Annotated in this window: 13 protein-coding genes; 10 read left to right on the forward strand and 3 right to left on the reverse strand. The window is 71.2% G+C overall.

Going from position 1 to position 16,324, the window contains the following annotated elements; translation table 11 throughout:
- Positions 1 to 238 precede the first annotated feature (238 nt).
- The 8 genes from cobN (at position 239) to V7Z98_RS01715 (ending at position 12,378) form a co-directional block, all read left to right on the forward strand.
- Positions 239 to 4,456, forward strand: coding sequence for a cobaltochelatase subunit CobN (cobN, locus tag V7Z98_RS01680; RefSeq protein WP_334156756.1), 4,218 nt, complete (start codon positions 239 to 241; stop codon positions 4,454 to 4,456).
- 39 nt (positions 4,457 to 4,495) lie between these two features.
- On the forward strand, positions 4,496 to 5,029 hold the full coding sequence (locus V7Z98_RS01685) for a MotA/TolQ/ExbB proton channel family protein (RefSeq protein ID WP_334156757.1): 534 nt from the start codon (positions 4,496 to 4,498) through the stop codon (positions 5,027 to 5,029).
- The gene (locus V7Z98_RS01690) at positions 5,029 to 5,385 is read left to right on the forward strand and encodes a DUF2149 domain-containing protein (RefSeq protein ID WP_334156758.1); all 357 of its coding nucleotides are present in this window, start codon (positions 5,029 to 5,031) and stop codon (positions 5,383 to 5,385) included. Before V7Z98_RS01685 ends, V7Z98_RS01690 begins: the two co-directional genes overlap by 1 nt.
- A 13-nt stretch (positions 5,386 to 5,398) precedes the next feature.
- Positions 5,399 to 5,896 carry an RNA polymerase sigma factor gene (locus tag V7Z98_RS01695; protein WP_334156759.1) on the forward strand — a complete coding sequence of 166 codons (498 nt, stop codon included), beginning with the start codon at positions 5,399 to 5,401 and terminating at the stop codon, positions 5,894 to 5,896.
- A gap of 4 nt (positions 5,897 to 5,900) precedes the next feature.
- The gene (locus V7Z98_RS01700; protein WP_334156760.1) at positions 5,901 to 6,887 is read left to right on the forward strand and encodes a FecR family protein; all 987 of its coding nucleotides are present in this window, start codon (positions 5,901 to 5,903) and stop codon (positions 6,885 to 6,887) included.
- A gap of 61 nt (positions 6,888 to 6,948) precedes the next feature.
- A complete protein-coding gene (locus V7Z98_RS01705) occupies positions 6,949 to 9,759 on the forward strand; it encodes a TonB-dependent receptor (RefSeq protein ID WP_334156761.1) in 2,811 nt (936 codons plus the stop codon).
- A gap of 11 nt (positions 9,760 to 9,770) precedes the next feature.
- A complete protein-coding gene (locus V7Z98_RS01710) occupies positions 9,771 to 10,907 on the forward strand; it encodes a cytochrome-c peroxidase (protein ID WP_334156762.1) in 1,137 nt (378 codons plus the stop codon).
- Positions 10,908 to 10,971: 64 nt separating this feature from the next.
- Positions 10,972 to 12,378: a trypsin-like peptidase domain-containing protein gene (locus V7Z98_RS01715; protein WP_334156763.1), complete on the forward strand. Its 1,407-nt coding sequence runs from the start codon at positions 10,972 to 10,974 to the stop codon at positions 12,376 to 12,378.
- 218 nt (positions 12,379 to 12,596) lie between these two features.
- Here the strand turns inward: V7Z98_RS01715 and bfr are convergent, their stop codons facing one another.
- The 3 genes from bfr to V7Z98_RS01730 form a co-directional block, all read right to left on the reverse strand.
- Entirely contained in the window at positions 12,597 to 13,079 is a 483-nt protein-coding gene (gene bfr, locus V7Z98_RS01720; RefSeq protein ID WP_293259815.1) for a bacterioferritin, read from the reverse strand.
- A 113-nt stretch (positions 13,080 to 13,192) separates the two neighbouring features.
- The gene (locus tag V7Z98_RS01725) at positions 13,193 to 14,545 is read right to left on the reverse strand and encodes a DUF2325 domain-containing protein (protein WP_334156764.1); all 1,353 of its coding nucleotides are present in this window, start codon (positions 14,543 to 14,545) and stop codon (positions 13,193 to 13,195) included.
- Between the two features lie 15 nt (positions 14,546 to 14,560).
- Positions 14,561 to 14,833, reverse strand: coding sequence for a hypothetical protein (locus tag V7Z98_RS01730; protein ID WP_293259809.1), 273 nt, complete (start codon positions 14,831 to 14,833; stop codon positions 14,561 to 14,563).
- Positions 14,834 to 15,362: 529 nt separating this feature from the next.
- Between V7Z98_RS01730 and V7Z98_RS01735 the strand changes: the two genes are divergently transcribed.
- Positions 15,363 to 15,644 (forward strand): hypothetical protein, encoded by a 282-nt coding sequence (locus V7Z98_RS01735; protein WP_334156765.1) that lies wholly within the window; start codon positions 15,363 to 15,365, stop codon positions 15,642 to 15,644.
- A 31-nt stretch (positions 15,645 to 15,675) separates the two neighbouring features.
- Positions 15,676 to 16,287 (forward strand): 30S ribosomal protein S4, encoded by a 612-nt coding sequence (rpsD, locus tag V7Z98_RS01740; RefSeq protein ID WP_334156766.1) that lies wholly within the window; start codon positions 15,676 to 15,678, stop codon positions 16,285 to 16,287.
- The last annotated feature ends 37 nt before the right edge of the window (positions 16,288 to 16,324 follow it).

Below are 16,324 nucleotides of genomic sequence, written 5' to 3' on the forward strand. Positions count from 1 at the left end.
CGGCGTCGGCAGCCAGCCCTCCTTTTCGACCCCACCGCCCCGCGCATCGGGTCGCCCCTCGCCGCAGCATCCACGCGCCCCGCCCGTCGGGCCGCCCGGTTTCCGGTCGATCCGGCGCCGCCGGCTCCGTTCATCCCCGGGGCCGCCCGTTCCGGGCCGGCGACTGGGCGCACATCCCGCCGCGGCGGCAGGAATCAGCCGAGGACTGGGGGCCGCCCACGGGCGGTCCCGCCATGCGATGGACCCTGCCCTTCCGCCCTTCCCGGGCCTTGCCGCCCCTCCCGCGCCGGCCGGCGCCGCCGCTTGCCACGATCCACGCCGCGCACCTGTCCGGCCCGGTCCCGTCCTGGCCCTCCAGGCCCTCTCGATCCTCCGGACCTTCCTGGGCAGGGCCACCCTGCTGGCCCTGCCGCTCCTGGCCCCCGGGGCCGCCACGGCGGCCGACGCCCCTACCCCGACTCCGGCCGTAGCCCCCGCCCACCGGGTGCTGTTCCTCGCCACCAGCCCGGTGCCCGCCGGCAAGTTCCAGATGCTCGCCCCCCTGGCCCGCCGGTACGGCATCGCCGCCGACAGCCGCTTCGTCGAAAAGCTGCCGGCGGAGGCCGACGCCGGCCTGTTCGCCGGCTACGACGCGGTGTTCTTCGACACGCCCCGGGACCACCTGCGCGACTTCGCCAAGACCCGCCTGGCCAAAGCCCTGGCTGGGCTGAACGCCCCGGCCCTGTGGTTGCACGAGAGCGCCCTCCAGTGGCAGCGCCTGCCCGATCCGCTGGCCCGGCGCCTGCACGCCTATTACGTGAACGGCAGCCGGGCCAACTTCGAGGGCTTCTTCGCCACCCTGGCCGCCCATCTGGCGGGCCAGCCCTGGGCCGCCGTGGAAAAGGCGGCGGCGGCGCCGATCGTCTTTCCCAAGAGCGCCGTCTACCACCCCAAGGCCCCCGGCCTGGTGTTCGCCGATCCGGCCGACTATCTGCGCTGGAAGGGCGTCGATCCCGCCGCGCCGGGCCGTCCGGTGGTGGCCATCGCCCTGCACCAGGGCTACATCGCCGCCGAGCAGACCGCCTTCATCGACGACCTGATCGGCCACATCGAGGCTGCCGGCGCCATCGCCCTGCCCTTCTACGGCCCGGTGATGGACCCGGACGGAGTGCGGCGCATGACCCGCGCCGCCGGCCGGCCCGTGGCCGACGTGCTGATCAACACCCAGATCATGCTCAACCCGGAAGGGCGGCGCGCCGAGTTCGCCGCCCTGGGCATCCCGGTCGTCCAGGCCATGCCCTACCGCAAGGGCGACGCCGCCGCCTGGCGCGCCGATCCCCAGGGGGTGAGCCTCACCGACGTGCCCTTCTACCTGGCCCAGGCCGAGTACGCCGGGGTCACCGACATCCAGATCGCCGCCGCCACCCGGGCCGGCGACGACCAGGTGGTGCCGATTCCCGAGCAGGCCGCGGCGGTGGTGGGCAAGGCCCTGAAGCAGGTGCGCCTGCAAACCCTGGCCAACGCCGAGAAGCGGGTCACCGTATTCGTCTGGAACTACCCGCCGGGGGAAAAGAACCTGTCGGCCTCGTTCATGAACCTGCCGCGCAGCCTGGAAGCCACCCTGAAGGGCCTCAAGGACGCCGGCTACCGCGCCGAGGCCCTTTCCGAGCCGGTGCTGATCGCCAGCCTGCAACGCCTGCTCGCCCCCTTCTACCGGGACGACACCGCCGCCCAGCTCGACTCGCTGCTGCGCGACGGCCTGGCCGACACCCTGCCGGTGGCCGACTACCGGCGCTGGCTGGCGACCCTGCCCGAGGCCCAGCGCCAGGCCCTGGCGCGGCAGTGGGGCGAGCCGGAAAAGTCGGCCATGGTGCTGCGGCGCCCGGAAGGGCCGGTATTCGTCATCCCGCGCCTGCTCGCCGGCAACCTGGCGATCCTGCCCCAGGCGCCCCGGGGCGAGAAATGGGTGGACAAGGAAAAGGCCCTCTACCACTCCCTGGAAGCCCATCCCTCCCACTTCTACCTGGCCGCCTACCTGTGGGCGCGGCAGCGCTCCGACGCCCTGGTGCACTTCGGCACCCACGGCACCCAGGAATGGCTGCCGGGCAAGGAGCGGGGCCTGTCGGTGTTCGACTGGCCGATGGCCGCCGTGGGCGACGTGCCGGTGGCCTACCCCTACATCGTGGACAACATCGGCGAATCCCTCCAGGCCAAGCGCCGCGGCCGCGCCGTCATCGTCAGCCACCAGACCCCGACCTTCGCCCCGGCGGGCCTGCACGGCGAGGTGAACGAACTGCACGACGTGCTGCACGCCTGGCAGCAGCAGGACGAAGGCGGGGTCAAGGACAAGCTGCGCGCCGACCTGCTGCGCCGCGCCCAGGCGCTGCGGGTGGACAAGGACCTGGGCTGGAGCGCGGCGCGCATCGCCGCCGACTTCCCGGCCTTCGTCGACACCCTGCACGCCCACCTCCACGAGCTGGCCCAGACCGCCCAGCCGGTGGGGCTGCACACCTTCGGCACCGCCCCGGCCCCGGTGCACCGCATCGGCACCGCCGTGCTGGCCTTGGGCAAGGAATACTGGCAACTGGCCACGGCCGACGGCGACGACCCGGAAGAGAGCTTCGTCGGCGACTACCGCCAGCTCGCCGCCAGCCGCCCCTACCGCCTGCTCGAAGCCGCCCTGGCCGGCGAACCGCCCCCGGCCGGCGCCCCGGCCCGGCTGCGCGAGTTGCTCGACCGGGGCCGCGCCCTGGCCAGCGACCTCACCGCCGGCAACGAGATCCCCGGTCTGCTCACGGTGCTGGCCGGCCGCCACCTGCCCACCTCCTACGGCGGCGACCCGATCAAGAACCCGGAGGCTCTGCCCACCGGGCGCAACCTGTACGGCTTCGACCCGTCCCGGGTGCCCACCCCGGCCGCCTTCGCCGCCGCCAAGGAGGCCCTGGACAACCTGCTCGCCCTGCACCGGCAAAAGACCGGGCGCTACCCGGACAAACTGGCCTTCTCGTTGTGGTCGGTGGAAACCATGCGCCACCAGGGCATCCTGGAAGCCCAGGCCCTGCTCGCCCTGGGGGTGGAGCCGGTGTGGGACGCCGGCGGCCGGGTCGAGGACGTGCGCCTGATCCCCCGGGAACGGCTCGGCCGCCCCCGGGTGGACGTGGTGCTGTCGGCCACCGGCCTGTACCGGGACCATTTCCCCAACGCCATGCGCCAGCTGGCCAAGGCCGTGGCCCTGGCCGCCGCAGCTGACGAGCCGGACAACCCGGTGGCCGCCCACACCCGGGAGGTGGAGGCCCGTCTGGCCCGCCAGGGGGTGCCCGAGGCGGAACGGCGTAACGCCGCCCGCACCCGCATCTTCTCCTCCGAATCCGGCAACTACGGCACCGGCCTGGACGACGCCACCCTGGCCACCGACACCTGGAAGGGCAAGGCCGAGGGCGACCGCAAGCTGGCCGAGCTGTACCTGCGCAAGATGCAGTTCGCCTACGGCCCGGACGAGGCCACCTGGGGCCAGGCCCAGCAGGGATCGCTGCGCGGCATCAACCTCTACGCCGAGCAGCTCAAGGGCACCCAGGGCGCCGTGCTGGCCCGCTCTTCCAACCTCTACGGCATGCTCACCACCGACGACCCGTTCCAGTACCTGGGCGGCATCGGCCTGGCGGTGCGCCACCTGGACGGCAAGGCCCCGGAGTTGTACATCAGCAACCTGCGCGCCGGCGGGGCTAATGGCAGCGGCGGTCGGGCCGAGGGCGCCGCCGAGTTCCTGGCCAAGGAGCTGGCCACCCGCAACTTCCACCCCGGCTACATCAAGAACGTGATGGCCGAGGGCTACGCCGGCACCTTGCAGGTGCTCGACGCCGTGAACAACTTCTGGGGCTGGACCGCCACCGCCCGGGAGGTGGTGCGCGACGACCAGTGGCAGGAGTTCGCCGACGTCTACGTGCGCGACAAGCACCAGCTGGGGCTGCGCGACTGGTTCGCCCGGAACAATCCCCACGCCCTGGCCCAGACCGTGGAACGCATGCTCGAAGCGGCCCGCCAGGGCTATTGGCAGGCCGACGCCAAAACCGTGGCCGAGCTGAAATCCACCTACCGGGAACTGGCCGCCAAATACGACGTGAAGAGCGACAACGCCACCTTCCGCGCCTACGTGGGTGCCCCGGCGGCAGCCGCCACAGGTTATGGCCTCGGAAAGGCGCGCCCCGCTTCGTTCTCCGAGCCTATGCCGCCGAACGCCAATAACGACGCGGCCTCCCGTGATACCCCCGTGGAGAAGCCCGCCGATCCTGGCGATCCGGCCACCGTGCCCGACACCCCGACGATTCGCGGCATGAAGCTGGAAAAAATCCCCGAGCCCGCCACGGCCCTGCCACCCCTGCCCCTGGCGGCCCTGGCCGGCGCCCTGCTGGTGTTCGCCGCCGCCCTGGGCGGAGCGCTCACCGCCAACCGCCCCCTGGCGGTGCGCCGCCCCCGCTGACCCTACCCATCCCTCCCATCCGATTCGCAAAGGACCGCCATGCAAACCCTGCTCGAAGGCTCCATGTACCAAGTCGGCCAGCTCTTTTTGCTGCCCACCCTGGCCCTCATCGCCCTGCTCTTTCTCTACGCCTTCTGGGTGCTGGGCAGCTTCCTGCGCCAGTTCGCCCAGCGCCGCCGGGACCGGGCCGGCCGCCCCCTGCTGCGCGCCTACCTGGCCCGGCCCGACCTGACCGAGGACGAGCTCGACCTGGCCGCCCACAAGGCCCTGGAGAACGCCCGCATCGCCAGCCGGGTGACCCCCATGCTCGGCCTGGTGGCGACCATGATCCCCATGGGGCCGGCGCTGAAGTCCCTGTCCGACGGCAACCTGGCCCAGGTCTCGGAAAACCTGACGGTGGCCTTTTCCGCCGTGATCCTGGCCCTGATCGCCGCCTCCATCACCTACTGGGTGGTGAACGTGCGCCGCCGCTGGCTGGCCGAGGAACTGCTGGAGATCGCCGCCCTGAAGCGGAACGGCCCCGCCGGCCACGGCCACCCCCTGCCCACCTACCCGGTCCAGGAGGTGGCGTGATGGCCTTGAAGCTCCTGCACGAGCCGGAAACCGAGGACCCGATCCTGTCGGTGGTGAACCTGATCGACATCTTCCTGGTGATCATCGCCGCCCTGCTCATCACCGTGGCCAAGAACCCGCTGATGAACCCCTTCTCGCACCAGGACGTGACCGTCATCACCGACCCGGGCAAGCCCTCCATGGAGGTGGTGGTGAAGAAGGGCGAGAAGATCGAGAAGTACAAGGCCAGCGGTGCCATCGGCGAAGGCCAGGGCGCCAAGGCCGGCACCGCCTACCGGATGCAGGACGGCTCGATCGTCTACGTGCCCGAGGCCGGCGAGGCCAGCCCGGCGGGCGCCGCCGCCCCGGCCCCCTGACCCGCCGCCGGCCATGACCGCCCTCACCCGCATCTACCTGGACCACTACCGAGAGCTGGTGGATTTCCTGTCCCGCCGCACCGGCTGCCGCCACGCCGCCCAGGATTGCGCCCAGGACTGCTGGTTCAAGCTGTGTAAGGCCAGGCCCGCCGAGCCGGTGGACAACCTGCGCGGCTACGTCTTCCGCGTGGCGGCCAACATCGCGGTGGACTGGCACCGCCAGCGCGGCCGGGAGGGCGAGTTGCTGGCCGACTACGGCCAGCTGGCCGGGGTCGCCGACGCCAGCGCCCCGGACACGGCCCACCTGGCGGCCTTGCGCCAGACCATCCGGCGCCTGGAGGCGACCATCCTGGCCCAGCCGCCGCGCACCGTGGAAGTCTTTCTGCGCCACAAGGTGGACGGCCTGTCCCACGCCCAGGTGGCCGCCGAACTGGGCATCTCGGTGAGCGCCGTGGAAAAACACATGATCCGCCTGCTGCTGGCCTGCCAGGCCGTGCTCGACGAGGCCTGAGCCCGTGCCCTCCGCCACCGCCAACGCGCCGACCGAACGCCTCCAGGCCGAAGCCTCGCGCTGGGTCGTGCGGCGCAGCAACGCCGCCCTTTCCGCCGAGGACGAGGCCCGCTTCGCCGCCTGGTACGCCGCCGATCCGGCCCACGCCGCGGCCTACGAGCGGCTGGCCGGCCTGTGGCAACGCCTGGGCCAGGTGGACGGCCGGCGCCTGCGCCCTTCCGGCGCCACCGGCCGCCGCCGGGCCGCCACCCTGGGCGCCCTGGGCCTGGCATTGCTGCTGGGCACGGCCGCGCCCAGGCTCTGGCAGGAGCTGGAGGCCGACTACGCGAGCGGCACCGGCGAGATCCGCACGGTCACCCTGGCCGACGGCTCCACCGTGACCCTCGACGCCGATTCGGCCATCGCCGTCGCCCTGGGGGCCGACGCCCGGGAGATACGGCTGCTGCGCGGCCGGGCCCTGTTCGAAGTGGCCCGCAAGCCGAGCGGCGGCGACACCCCGGCGCCGTTCACCGTGGCCACGCCCCAGGCCCGCGCCCGGGCCCTGGGCACCCGCTTCGAGGTGGCGCGGGACGACGACACCACCCGGGTCGCCGTCTTCGAGAGCAAGGTGGCGGTGCGCTGCACGGCCTGCGCCGACACCGAGGCAGAGCGGCTGCTCGGCCCCGGCGATGCCATCGCCGTCGGCCCGGACGATGCCGCCCTGCCCCCGGCCACACCGGGGCAGCCGGCCGGATCGCCGGCCTGGACCCGGGGCATGCTGGTGTTCGAAGCGATACCCCTCGCCCGGGCCGCATCCCAGCTCGGCCGCTACACCCGCCAGCCCATCCTGGTTCTGGGCGAGGCCCGCCACGTCAAGGTGTCCGGGGTGGTGGACCCGGCCCGCCCGGACCAGGCCCTGGCGCTGCTGGCCCACGGGGCCGGTCTGCGCCTGGACCGGCTGCCCGGCCTGTTCGTGGTGCGGGCCGGCGAAAAAAAATCCGGAGGCAAGTGAGGGAGAACGGCGCGGCAAACGTCTTGGGGATATCGACACTGTTTTCGAGGACATCCCCCCGATGTGCGGATTCCCCCTTCTCCCTCCTTCTCCTCGCTTTTGGCTGCGCCGTTCCGCCCTGGCCGTGGCCCTCGCCCTGGCTGCCCCGGCGGCCTCGGCCGCCACATCGGCCGCATCGACCGCATCGGCCACGCCGCCGGCCCTGCACATCCCCGCCCAGTCCTTGGGCAGCGCCCTGATTTCCCTGGGCGAGCAGACCCGCTGGTCGATTTCCTTCCCTCCGGAACTGGTGGGGGGGCACAGCGCCCCCGCCGTGTCGGGGGCGCTCACCCCCCTGGAGGCCCTGGACCGGCTGCTGGCCGGCAGCGGCCTCGGCTACCGGCTGGTGGGGGACAGCGGCGCGGTGATCGTGGCCGCCCGCCAGCCCAACCCGGCCGGGGCCCAGGGTGAAAAGCAGCTCCCCGAAGTGCATGTGCTGAGCAAGCGCGAATCCCTGGGCACCATGACCCTGGACCGGGACACGATCGACGCCATGCCCCTGGGCAACGGCGACATCACCAGCCTGCTCAAGATCAACCCCAACGTGCAATTCGCCAACAACGACCAGCACACCGGGCGCCTGGGGGAAATCGCCCCGGCCGACGTCAGCATCAACGGGGCCAAGTTCTACAGCAACCTGTACCTGATGGACGGCATGTCCTTCAACAACGACATCAATCCGGCCACCACCGTCGCCACGCCGAACAACGCCAACAACAACGCCAGCCCGCCCTCGGCCAGCCAGGGCTTCGCCGTCGACACCAGCCTGGTGTGCCGGGTGACGGTGCGCGATTCCAACGTCGGCGCCGAATACGGCCGCTTCTCCGGCGGCGTGGTGCAGGCGGACACCTGCGCCCCGACCAAGGCGTTCGCCGGCCAAGTGTCGGTGGAAACCACCCGGGACTCCTGGACCCGCTACAAGTTGAGCGACGCCCAGGAACAGGCCTACGCGTCCTCGGCCGACGCCACCTACCAGCCCAAGTTCGAGAAGTGGAGCTACCGCATGGCGCTCCAGGGCAAGCCGAGCGACGAACTGGGCCTGATCGGCAGCTTCGTGCGGCGCACCTCGGTGATCCCCCTCAACGGCTACAGCAACAACCTGTCCAGCGGCGGCGACGAGAACCGCAAGCAGCAGGAGCGCATTTCCGACAACTACTTCCTGCGCGGCTTCTGGACGCCGAGCAAGGACGTGGGGGCGGATTTCTCGGTGCTCTACGCTCCCGGCATCGGCCGCTACTTCGTCAAGGACGCCAAGAATTCCTACTTCGAACTGGAAAACGGCGGCATCGGCCTCAACTTCGGGCTGCACCACCCCCTGGGCGGCGCCACCCTGACCCACCGGCTGGTGTGGAGCCAGATGGACAGCTCGCGCCGCACCGACAGCAACGTCTGGCGGCTGTGGCGCTACTCGGCCGAGAAGAACTGGGGCAAGCCCAACGGCAACAGCGGCGAAGGGGGATGGGGCGATGTGGACCAGTCCCAGGAAAACCTGACCTACCAACTCAAGAGCGACTGGAAGCCCTTCGCCCTGCTGGGCCTGGAGCACCGCCTCCAGGCCGGCCTGGAACTCGACCGCCAGCGTTCGTACTACGAGCGCAAGACGCCCTACGAGCAATACACCGCCTCGACCAACACCACCACCTGCGCCACCGCCGGCGGCGGGGTGGATACGGAGAACTGCTCCATGTCCACGCCCTACAACGCCCCCGCCGGCCAGGGGCAGTACCTGAGGAGTCGCCTGATCTACTTCGCCGGCAAGTTCGAGGTGAACAACACCGGCCGGGCCTTCTTCCTCCAGGACGAGATGCGCCTGGGCACGGTCCGCCTGCGCCTGGGGGCCCGCTACGACAGCGACGACCTGGCGCCCAAGGCCACCTGGGCGCCGCGCAGCACCCTGTTCTGGGACGTGCTGGGGGACGGCACCACCCGGATCGAGGCGGGCCTCAACCGCTACTACGGCCGCAACTTCATGATCTACCGGACCCAGGCCGAGCGCCTGTCCCTGCAAACCGCCGTGCAGACCCGCTCGGTTTCCGGCGGCGTGCTCACGGCCTGGCCGACGCCGACCCAGAGCAACACCTGGAAGATGTACCACCTGGGGGAGCTGAAAGTCCCCTATGCCGACGAGCAGATGGCGGGCATCAGCCAGAAGGCCGGGGGCATGCTGTGGAACCTCAAGTACGTGACCCGCAAGGGCCGCGACGAGGTGATCCTGCACCTGCGCCAGGCCGGCGATTACGCCTACGACAACGTGGGCAGTTCGAGCGCCGACACCTGGTCCCTGACCGCCGAGACCCTGGCGCCGATCAAGCTGGCCGGCACCTACACCACCGTCACCCTGGGGCTGGACCGCACCCGGGTGAAGACTTCCCACGCCGATTACAGCGACACCATCAGCAACCTGCAGAACGAGCTGGACAAGGTGATCCTCTACAACGGCAAGGTCACTCGCTGGATCGACCGGCCCGCCGACAACTACAACCGGCCGATGACCGGCCGGGTGCTCTTCAACACCGTCATCCCCTCGGCCCGCCTGACCATCGGCAACTTCTTCCGGCTCCGCCAGAGCTACGAAAAGATCGTCGCCACGGGCAAAAAGGCCGACTACAACGGCACCCAGATCGACGTCTACGAGAAGCAGACGGTGGGCAAGGCCATCACCTGGGACATGCGTATCAACTGGTCCATGCCCACGGTGCGCGAACAGGAGGCCTACGTCACCCTGTCGGTGGACAACGTGCTCAACCGCAGCAACGCCATCGAGCTGACGGGCACCGACCTCGTCTACGAAAAGGGCCGCCAGTACTGGCTCGAAGTCGGCTACCGGTTCTGAGGGGAGCGACCATGAAGACTCATGCGCGGACCCACGCGATCCATGGCCTGCGAGCGGCCTGCCTGGCCGCCGCCCTGAGCGCGGCCCCGACCGCCCTGCCGGCGCCGGCCGCCCCCGATTGCCGCGCCGCCAACGGCTGGGACGCCGCCTGCCTGCGCCGCCTCTATGCCGCGCCAGCCGCCGCCTGGCCGGCGCCCGAGGTGGAGGCGGGCGTGGCATGGCAGGAGCTGGGGCCAGTACCCGCCGTGGCGCCGACGCCGGCCGACAACCCCGGCACGCCGGCCCGGGTGGAATTGGGGCGGCGCCTGTTCTTCGACCCGCGCCTGTCGGCAAAGGGCGAGCTGTCCTGCGCCGGCTGCCACCGGCCGGAAAAGGCGTTCACCGACGGCAAGCCCCTGGCCGTGGGCGAGGACCGGCTGATGGGCCGGCGCCGCACCCCGCCCCTGCTCGCCGCCCCCTTTGCGCCGCGCCTGTTCTGGGATGGCCGGGCCGGCTCCCTGGAAGAGCAGGTGGTCGGCCCCATCGCCAACCCGGTGGAGATGAACCATCCCCTGCCCCAGGCCGTGGCCCGGATCAAGGGCCTGGACGAGTACCGGGCGCCCTGGCGGGCCGCCTTCGGCACCGCCGACCCGGACGAGGCCACCCTGGCCCAGGCCCTGGCGGCCTTCGTGCGCACCCTGCGCCCCGAGGCCACGGCCTTCGACCGCTTTCTCGCCGGGGACGCGGCGGCCTTGTCCGATGGCGCCCTGACCGGCCTGCACCTGTTCCGCACCAAGGCCGGCTGCCTCAACTGCCACTACGGCCCCCTGCTCACCGATCATGGCTTTCACGACATCGGCCTGTCGTTCTACGGCCGGCGCAACCAGGATCTGGGCCGCTTCGAGGTGACCCGGAACAAGGCCGACCTGGGGGCCTTCCGCACCCCCAGCCTGCGCAACGTGGCCCGGGCCGGGCCGTGGATGCACAATGGCATTTTTCCCGACCTGAAAGGCCTGCTGCGCATGTACAACGCCGGCATGGGCAACCTGACGCCCAAGGCGACGGCCGAGGCCGACCCTTACCGGCCGCGCAAGTCGCCCCTGATCCGCGCCCGCCAGCTCGACGAGGCGGAAATCGACGCCCTGCACGCCTTCCTTGAAGCGCTGTGAGCGCCAGCGCCCCCCCCATCCCCCCCCCAGCCAAAGCCAGCCCAGCCAACGCGACTCCCGACCGATGTTCCACCACACCCCCGCCTCTCGCCTCGTCCGCCCCTTCCGGCCTGCCGTCACCGCCATCCTGCTGGCCTGCGCCCTGAACGTTCCCGCCGCCCATGCCGCTACCCCGGCCTTCGACCCTCCGCCATCCTTGGCCGAGCAGGTGGCGGCGCGGCTGCCGGCGGTGGTGCAGATCAAGGTGCGCCGCGCCGTCCCGGCGGCCCTCCCGCCGAACCCGGCATTCCCCGCCATAGAGCCCGCTCCCCTGCCCGGCGGGACCGGCTCGGGCTTCGTCTTCGACGCCCGGGGCCACCTGCTGACCAACGCCCACGTGGTGCGCAACGCCCGGGAAATCGCCGTGATCGGCCACGACGGCCGGGAGTACGCCGCCACCCTGGTGGGTAGCGACCAGACCACCGACGTGGCGGTGCTGAGTACCGAGCCGGTACTGGCCGCCCCGCCGCCGCCCATCGGCGACCCGGCGGCCCTGCGCCCGGGGGATGCCCTGTTCGCCATCGGCGCCCCCTTCGGCCTGGCCCACACGGTGACCTCCGGCATCGTCAGCGCCACTGGCCGTTTCGTGCCGAGCAACCCCCACGTGGCCTTCATCCAGACCGACGCGGCGATCAACCCGGGCAATTCCGGCGGTCCCCTGTTCGACGCCGCCGGGCGCATCGTCGGCATCAACTCCCTGGCTTTCTCCCGTTCCGGCGGCTACACCAGCATCGCCTTCGCCATCCCCATCGACGAGGCCCTGCGCGTCGCCGCCCTGCTGCTGCGGGACCGTCAGGTGAAGCGCGGCTGGCTGGGCGCCGACATCTTCCCCGCCGAGAACAGCGCCCGGCTCCTCGGCCAGCGGCGGGGCGCCCTGCTCACCCGGGTTCATCCCGGCACGCCGGCTTCCCGGGCCGGACTGAAAAGCGGCGACCTGGTGGTTGGCATCGGCGGCGCCGCCCTGGCCGACGTGGGCGCCCTGCACCGGGCCCTGGCGGTTTCCAGCCCCGGGGAACGGCTCGAACTGGACGTCTGGCGCGACCAGTCCCGCCGCCGCGTCACCGTGGCCCTGGGGGAAGAGGAGACCCGCCCCCGGCCGCGCCACAACGCCAACGCCCAGGACCCGGCCCGGGAGCTGGGGCTGATCCTGCAAGAGCCGGCGACCCTGCCGGGCGCCCGGGACAAGGCTGGCCCGCTGCGCATCCTGGCCAGCTACGGGACAGCCGAGGGCAACGGCCTGGAACCGGGGGACGAGATCGAATCCCTGGACGGCCAGCCGGTGCCGACCCTGGCGGACTTCAACCGGGCGGTGCAACGCCTGCCGGCCGGCGAGGCCGCCCTGCTGCGCCTGCGCCGCCAGGGCGAATACCTGGCTCTGCCCCTGGGGCCGCGCCGGACGGCACCCTCGGCCGCTTCAATCCCGGGACGCTGAAATCTGCACCGCGAAAACCCGCGCCAGTGGCCGATTCCCAGGCATACCCGGTGAAACGCCGCGCCATTCCTCGATCCTCGTCATGCCAGCGTGGAGATCGGCCATGGGCGCGGTTCTCCAGGCAGCTCTGCCGTTAGTGCTGCCAGTGCCGCTCCAGCGGCGCCAATGAAAAAGCCCCCGCGTTGCGGGGGCTTTTCGTTTGGGGCGCAGAGCGATGCTTACGCGGCGCTGCCCATCTGGGACTGGATGTAGTTCTGCAAGCCGGTGAGCTTGATCAGGCGCAGCTGCTTTTCCAGCCAGTGGGTGTGGTCTTCCTCGGTGTCGTCGAGCATGGCCACGAGCATGTCCCGGGTGACGTAGTCCTGGGCCTTCTCGGTTTCGGCGATGACGTCCTTGAGATGCTTGACCACGGCGTATTCCAGGGCCAGATCGCTTTCCAGCATGCCCGGCACGTCCTTGCCGACCTTGATGGCCGGCTCGCGCTTGGTCAGGTCGGGCACGCCTTCCAGGAACAGGATGCGGGCGATCAGCTGGCGGGCGTGCTCGCGCTCGTCCTCCATCTCGTGGTTGATGCGCTCGAACAGAGCGTTGAGGCCCATGTCCTTGTACATCTCGGCGTGGATGAAGTACTGGTCGATGGCGGTCAGTTCGCCGGCGAGCAGGCTGTTCAGGTGACCAATGATCTTCTTGTCGCCTTTCATGGGCAGGCTCCGTGTCTGGAAAGTGGGAAGGGGGAAAGGGGTGACCGGCGGGCGGCCTGGACCTCCATTCTGGATGCTCCCCCCGGCCTTTTCAACGTTGCCGCCCCATTTCGTTAGCGATACGTCTTCTCATCCTCGCCGCTGTGCAAGACCGGCGCCCCCTCGGCCACCTGGACGACGCCACGCACGAAGCTGGTGACGCTGGCCCGCTTGAGATAGACGCAGGGCTTGCCGGTGCGCTTGCAGTGGTCCTTGAGCCGCCAGTAGGCGCCGTGGCTGATGCAGCCGGCCTGGCAGATCACGGCGTCGGCCGCCGCCAGGGTTCCTTCCAGGGCCCGGGGGTTGTCCTCCAGCCCGCCGTCGTGATGCACGAAGCGCCCGCCGGCCTTTTCCACGATCTGCCGGTAGGCCTCGGTGAGGGCCGGAATGCCACCGACGCACAGCACCGCCTGGCCCGCCAGCCGGGGCGCCGAAGCGGCGCACGGGGCAGAGCAGGACGGCGGCGTCGCGCCGCCGGATTCGCCCCCCGACCCGCCGCTCCAGGCGCCGAGGGCGGTTTCGGCGGCGGCGGCCTCGGCGCGGACCTCGGCCAGTTCGTCGCGGGCCTCAGCCAGGGCCCGCTCCAGCGCCCGGGCCCGGGCTTCGGCCCGGTCAGCGCGGCGGGACTGGCTGTCGGCCTGGCGCCGCCAGCCGTCGATGCGCTCGGCGGCCTGGCCGGTGGCCGTTTCCAGGGACTCGACGCGGCCGCGCAGGGCGTCGCGCTCGGCGGCGGCGGCTTCCAGGGTGGCCACCTGCTGGCGCAGGGCTTCCAGCTCGTCCACCTTTTCCGCCAACCGCTCGGCGGTCCGTTCGGTCAGGGCGTCGAGCTTGCCGCGCAGTTCGGCCACGGTGGCGGCGAGTTGGGACAGGCGTTGCAGGTCGGCGGTCTGGCCGGCGCCCATCTGGTGCGAAATCATGTGCACCTCGCCGTAGATGCGGTGGGCCAGGTCGTTGCCGCAGCGGGGGTGGGTCCACACCGCCCACAGGGCTCCCGGCACTTCGCCCCGGGCCACGGCGTCGCACCACAGCTGCCACAGGGCGGCTTCGTCCCGGGCCTGGTTGAAGCGCTTGATGGCCAGGGCGTGGCGCCGTTCCAGCTCCTTCTGCATCAGTTCGGCGAAGGGGGTGCGGGCTTCGGCGTGGCCCACGGCCTGGGTATGCAGGGCGAAGTCGGTGAGGCCGCCCACGCTCACCCGGGCCTTCTCGGCCAGGCGGCGCAGCACGTCCATGGGCAGGCAGGTGCCGATCACCGGGCAGTGGTACTGGTGCTTCACGTCCCACAGGCGGCGGCGCCGGGAGCCGGCCCGGGCATCCTCGCCGGCGGCCAGGGGATCGACCGCCCGGGCCAGGGCGGCGGGATCGAGGGCGGGAGCCGCGGCGGCGGCGCCTGCCGGCGCGGGCTTGGTCAGGGGAAAGCGGATCGGCACGGCGTTCTCCTTACCTTACGCCGGCAGGGCCGCCAGGGCGCCGCGCCCCCGGGTTTCGCCGCTGCGGCTCTGGGCCAGGGCGCGCCAGCGGCGGGTCATGCGCTGGACCATGTAGGCCAGGGGCGAGCGGGGATCGACCAGACGGCCCAGGGCTGCCAGTTCGCCGGCCACCAGGGCGGCGAGCAAGGGGTTGTCCTCGGCGGCGTATTCGCTCATCAGGTAGAGCAGGCTGGCCGCCATGCTGGCGGCTTCGTCATCCTGGACCAGGGGCTGGGCAAGGGCATTCATGGCGGTCTCCCGAGGGGTGAAAGGATCGTCGGTAAAAGCGGGCGGCATGGTGGTTGTGGCACATGGCATAGTCCCCACGCGCATCAAATGATAATTATTCTCATTAAAAAGACAAGCCCTGGATTGCAACGCTCGCGGTGCAGCCCTCTGTCAGGGTTCGCCTGGTAGGCCAATGAACGGCAATTCCAAATTGCGGCGCAGCCCGATCAGCTCGGCACGTCCCTCCCCGGTGAAATATGGTACGCACGGCATCGGGGTGGTAGGGCACGGCAGCAACGCCAATTGCCGGGAGCCCTGTTCTGTCGCACCGCCTGCACGCCCCAGAACACCCAGAACAAATTCCACTGCGGGTTGCGACAAAAGCAAATGCGAACTATTATCACCAATTACCGGACAGGGCTTATCCCAAGCCTGCCCACCCGGCCCCTCGATGCCAGCCACGCCCCGCCTGCCAGAAGCGCAGGGACCGGGCCGCCAGCCCAACCCTGCAACCGGCGGCTCCGGCCGCCGCCCCACCGGATGCGGAGCCATGCGCGAGCCCCTCGACCGGCGTCCCGGCGACGCCAACGAACTCCTCTCGGCGGCCATGACCTGGATGACCGAGCATGCCCTGTGCGGCGAACCCTATCTGTGCCAGTTGATCGTGCAGAAGCTGGCCGCCCTGGACAAGCTGCCCGATCCCCAGGTGCCGCCGGCCCTGCGCCATACCTGCCGGCAGATGCTGCGGCACTGGGCCGACCTGGCCCAGGCCTACGCCGACCTGGACCGCCTCGACGCCCCCGACGAAGTCGCCCGGCCCCTCGCCCACTGACGCCCATCCGGCCGCCCTACTGGAGCCCTTTATGTCCCGCTATACCGGCCCGCGCCTCAAGGTGATGCGCGCCCTCGGCCTCGACCTGCCCGGCCTGTCGCGCAAGACCATTGCCGACCGTCCCCATCGCCCCGGCCAGCACGGCCTCAAGCCCCAACGCCTGTCCGATTTCGGCGCCAAGCTGATGGAAAAGCAGAAGCTGCGCTTCAACTACGGCCTGACCGAAGGCCAGCTGCGCCGCCTGGTGAGCGAAGCCAAGCGCAGCAAGACGCCCACCGGCGACAAGCTGCTGGAGCTGCTGGAGCGCCGCTTCGACAACGCCGTGTTCCGCGCCGGCTTCGCCCCCACCATTCCGGCGGCCCGCCAACTGGTGCGCCACGGCCATCTGCGCCTGAACGGGCGCCGGGTCGACCTGCCCGGGGTGCGCCTCAAGATCGGCGACACCATCACCCTGCACCGGAGCGACAAGCCCCTCGACGCCATCCGCGCCAGCCTGGCCGAACCCGCTCTGACCCGCCCCGAGTGGCTGACGTGGGACGAAACCGCCCAGAGCGCCCGGGTCGGCCATCTGCCCGGCCCCCAGGACGTGCCCTTCCCCATCGAAATGCAGCAGGTGGTGGAGTACTACGCCCTGCGCGGCTGATAACCCTGCACCGCCGGCGGGCCCACGCCAGCCGGCG

The organism is Oryzomicrobium sp. (assembly GCF_036820405.1).
Taxonomy (GTDB): Bacteria; Pseudomonadota; Gammaproteobacteria; order Burkholderiales; family Rhodocyclaceae; genus Oryzomicrobium.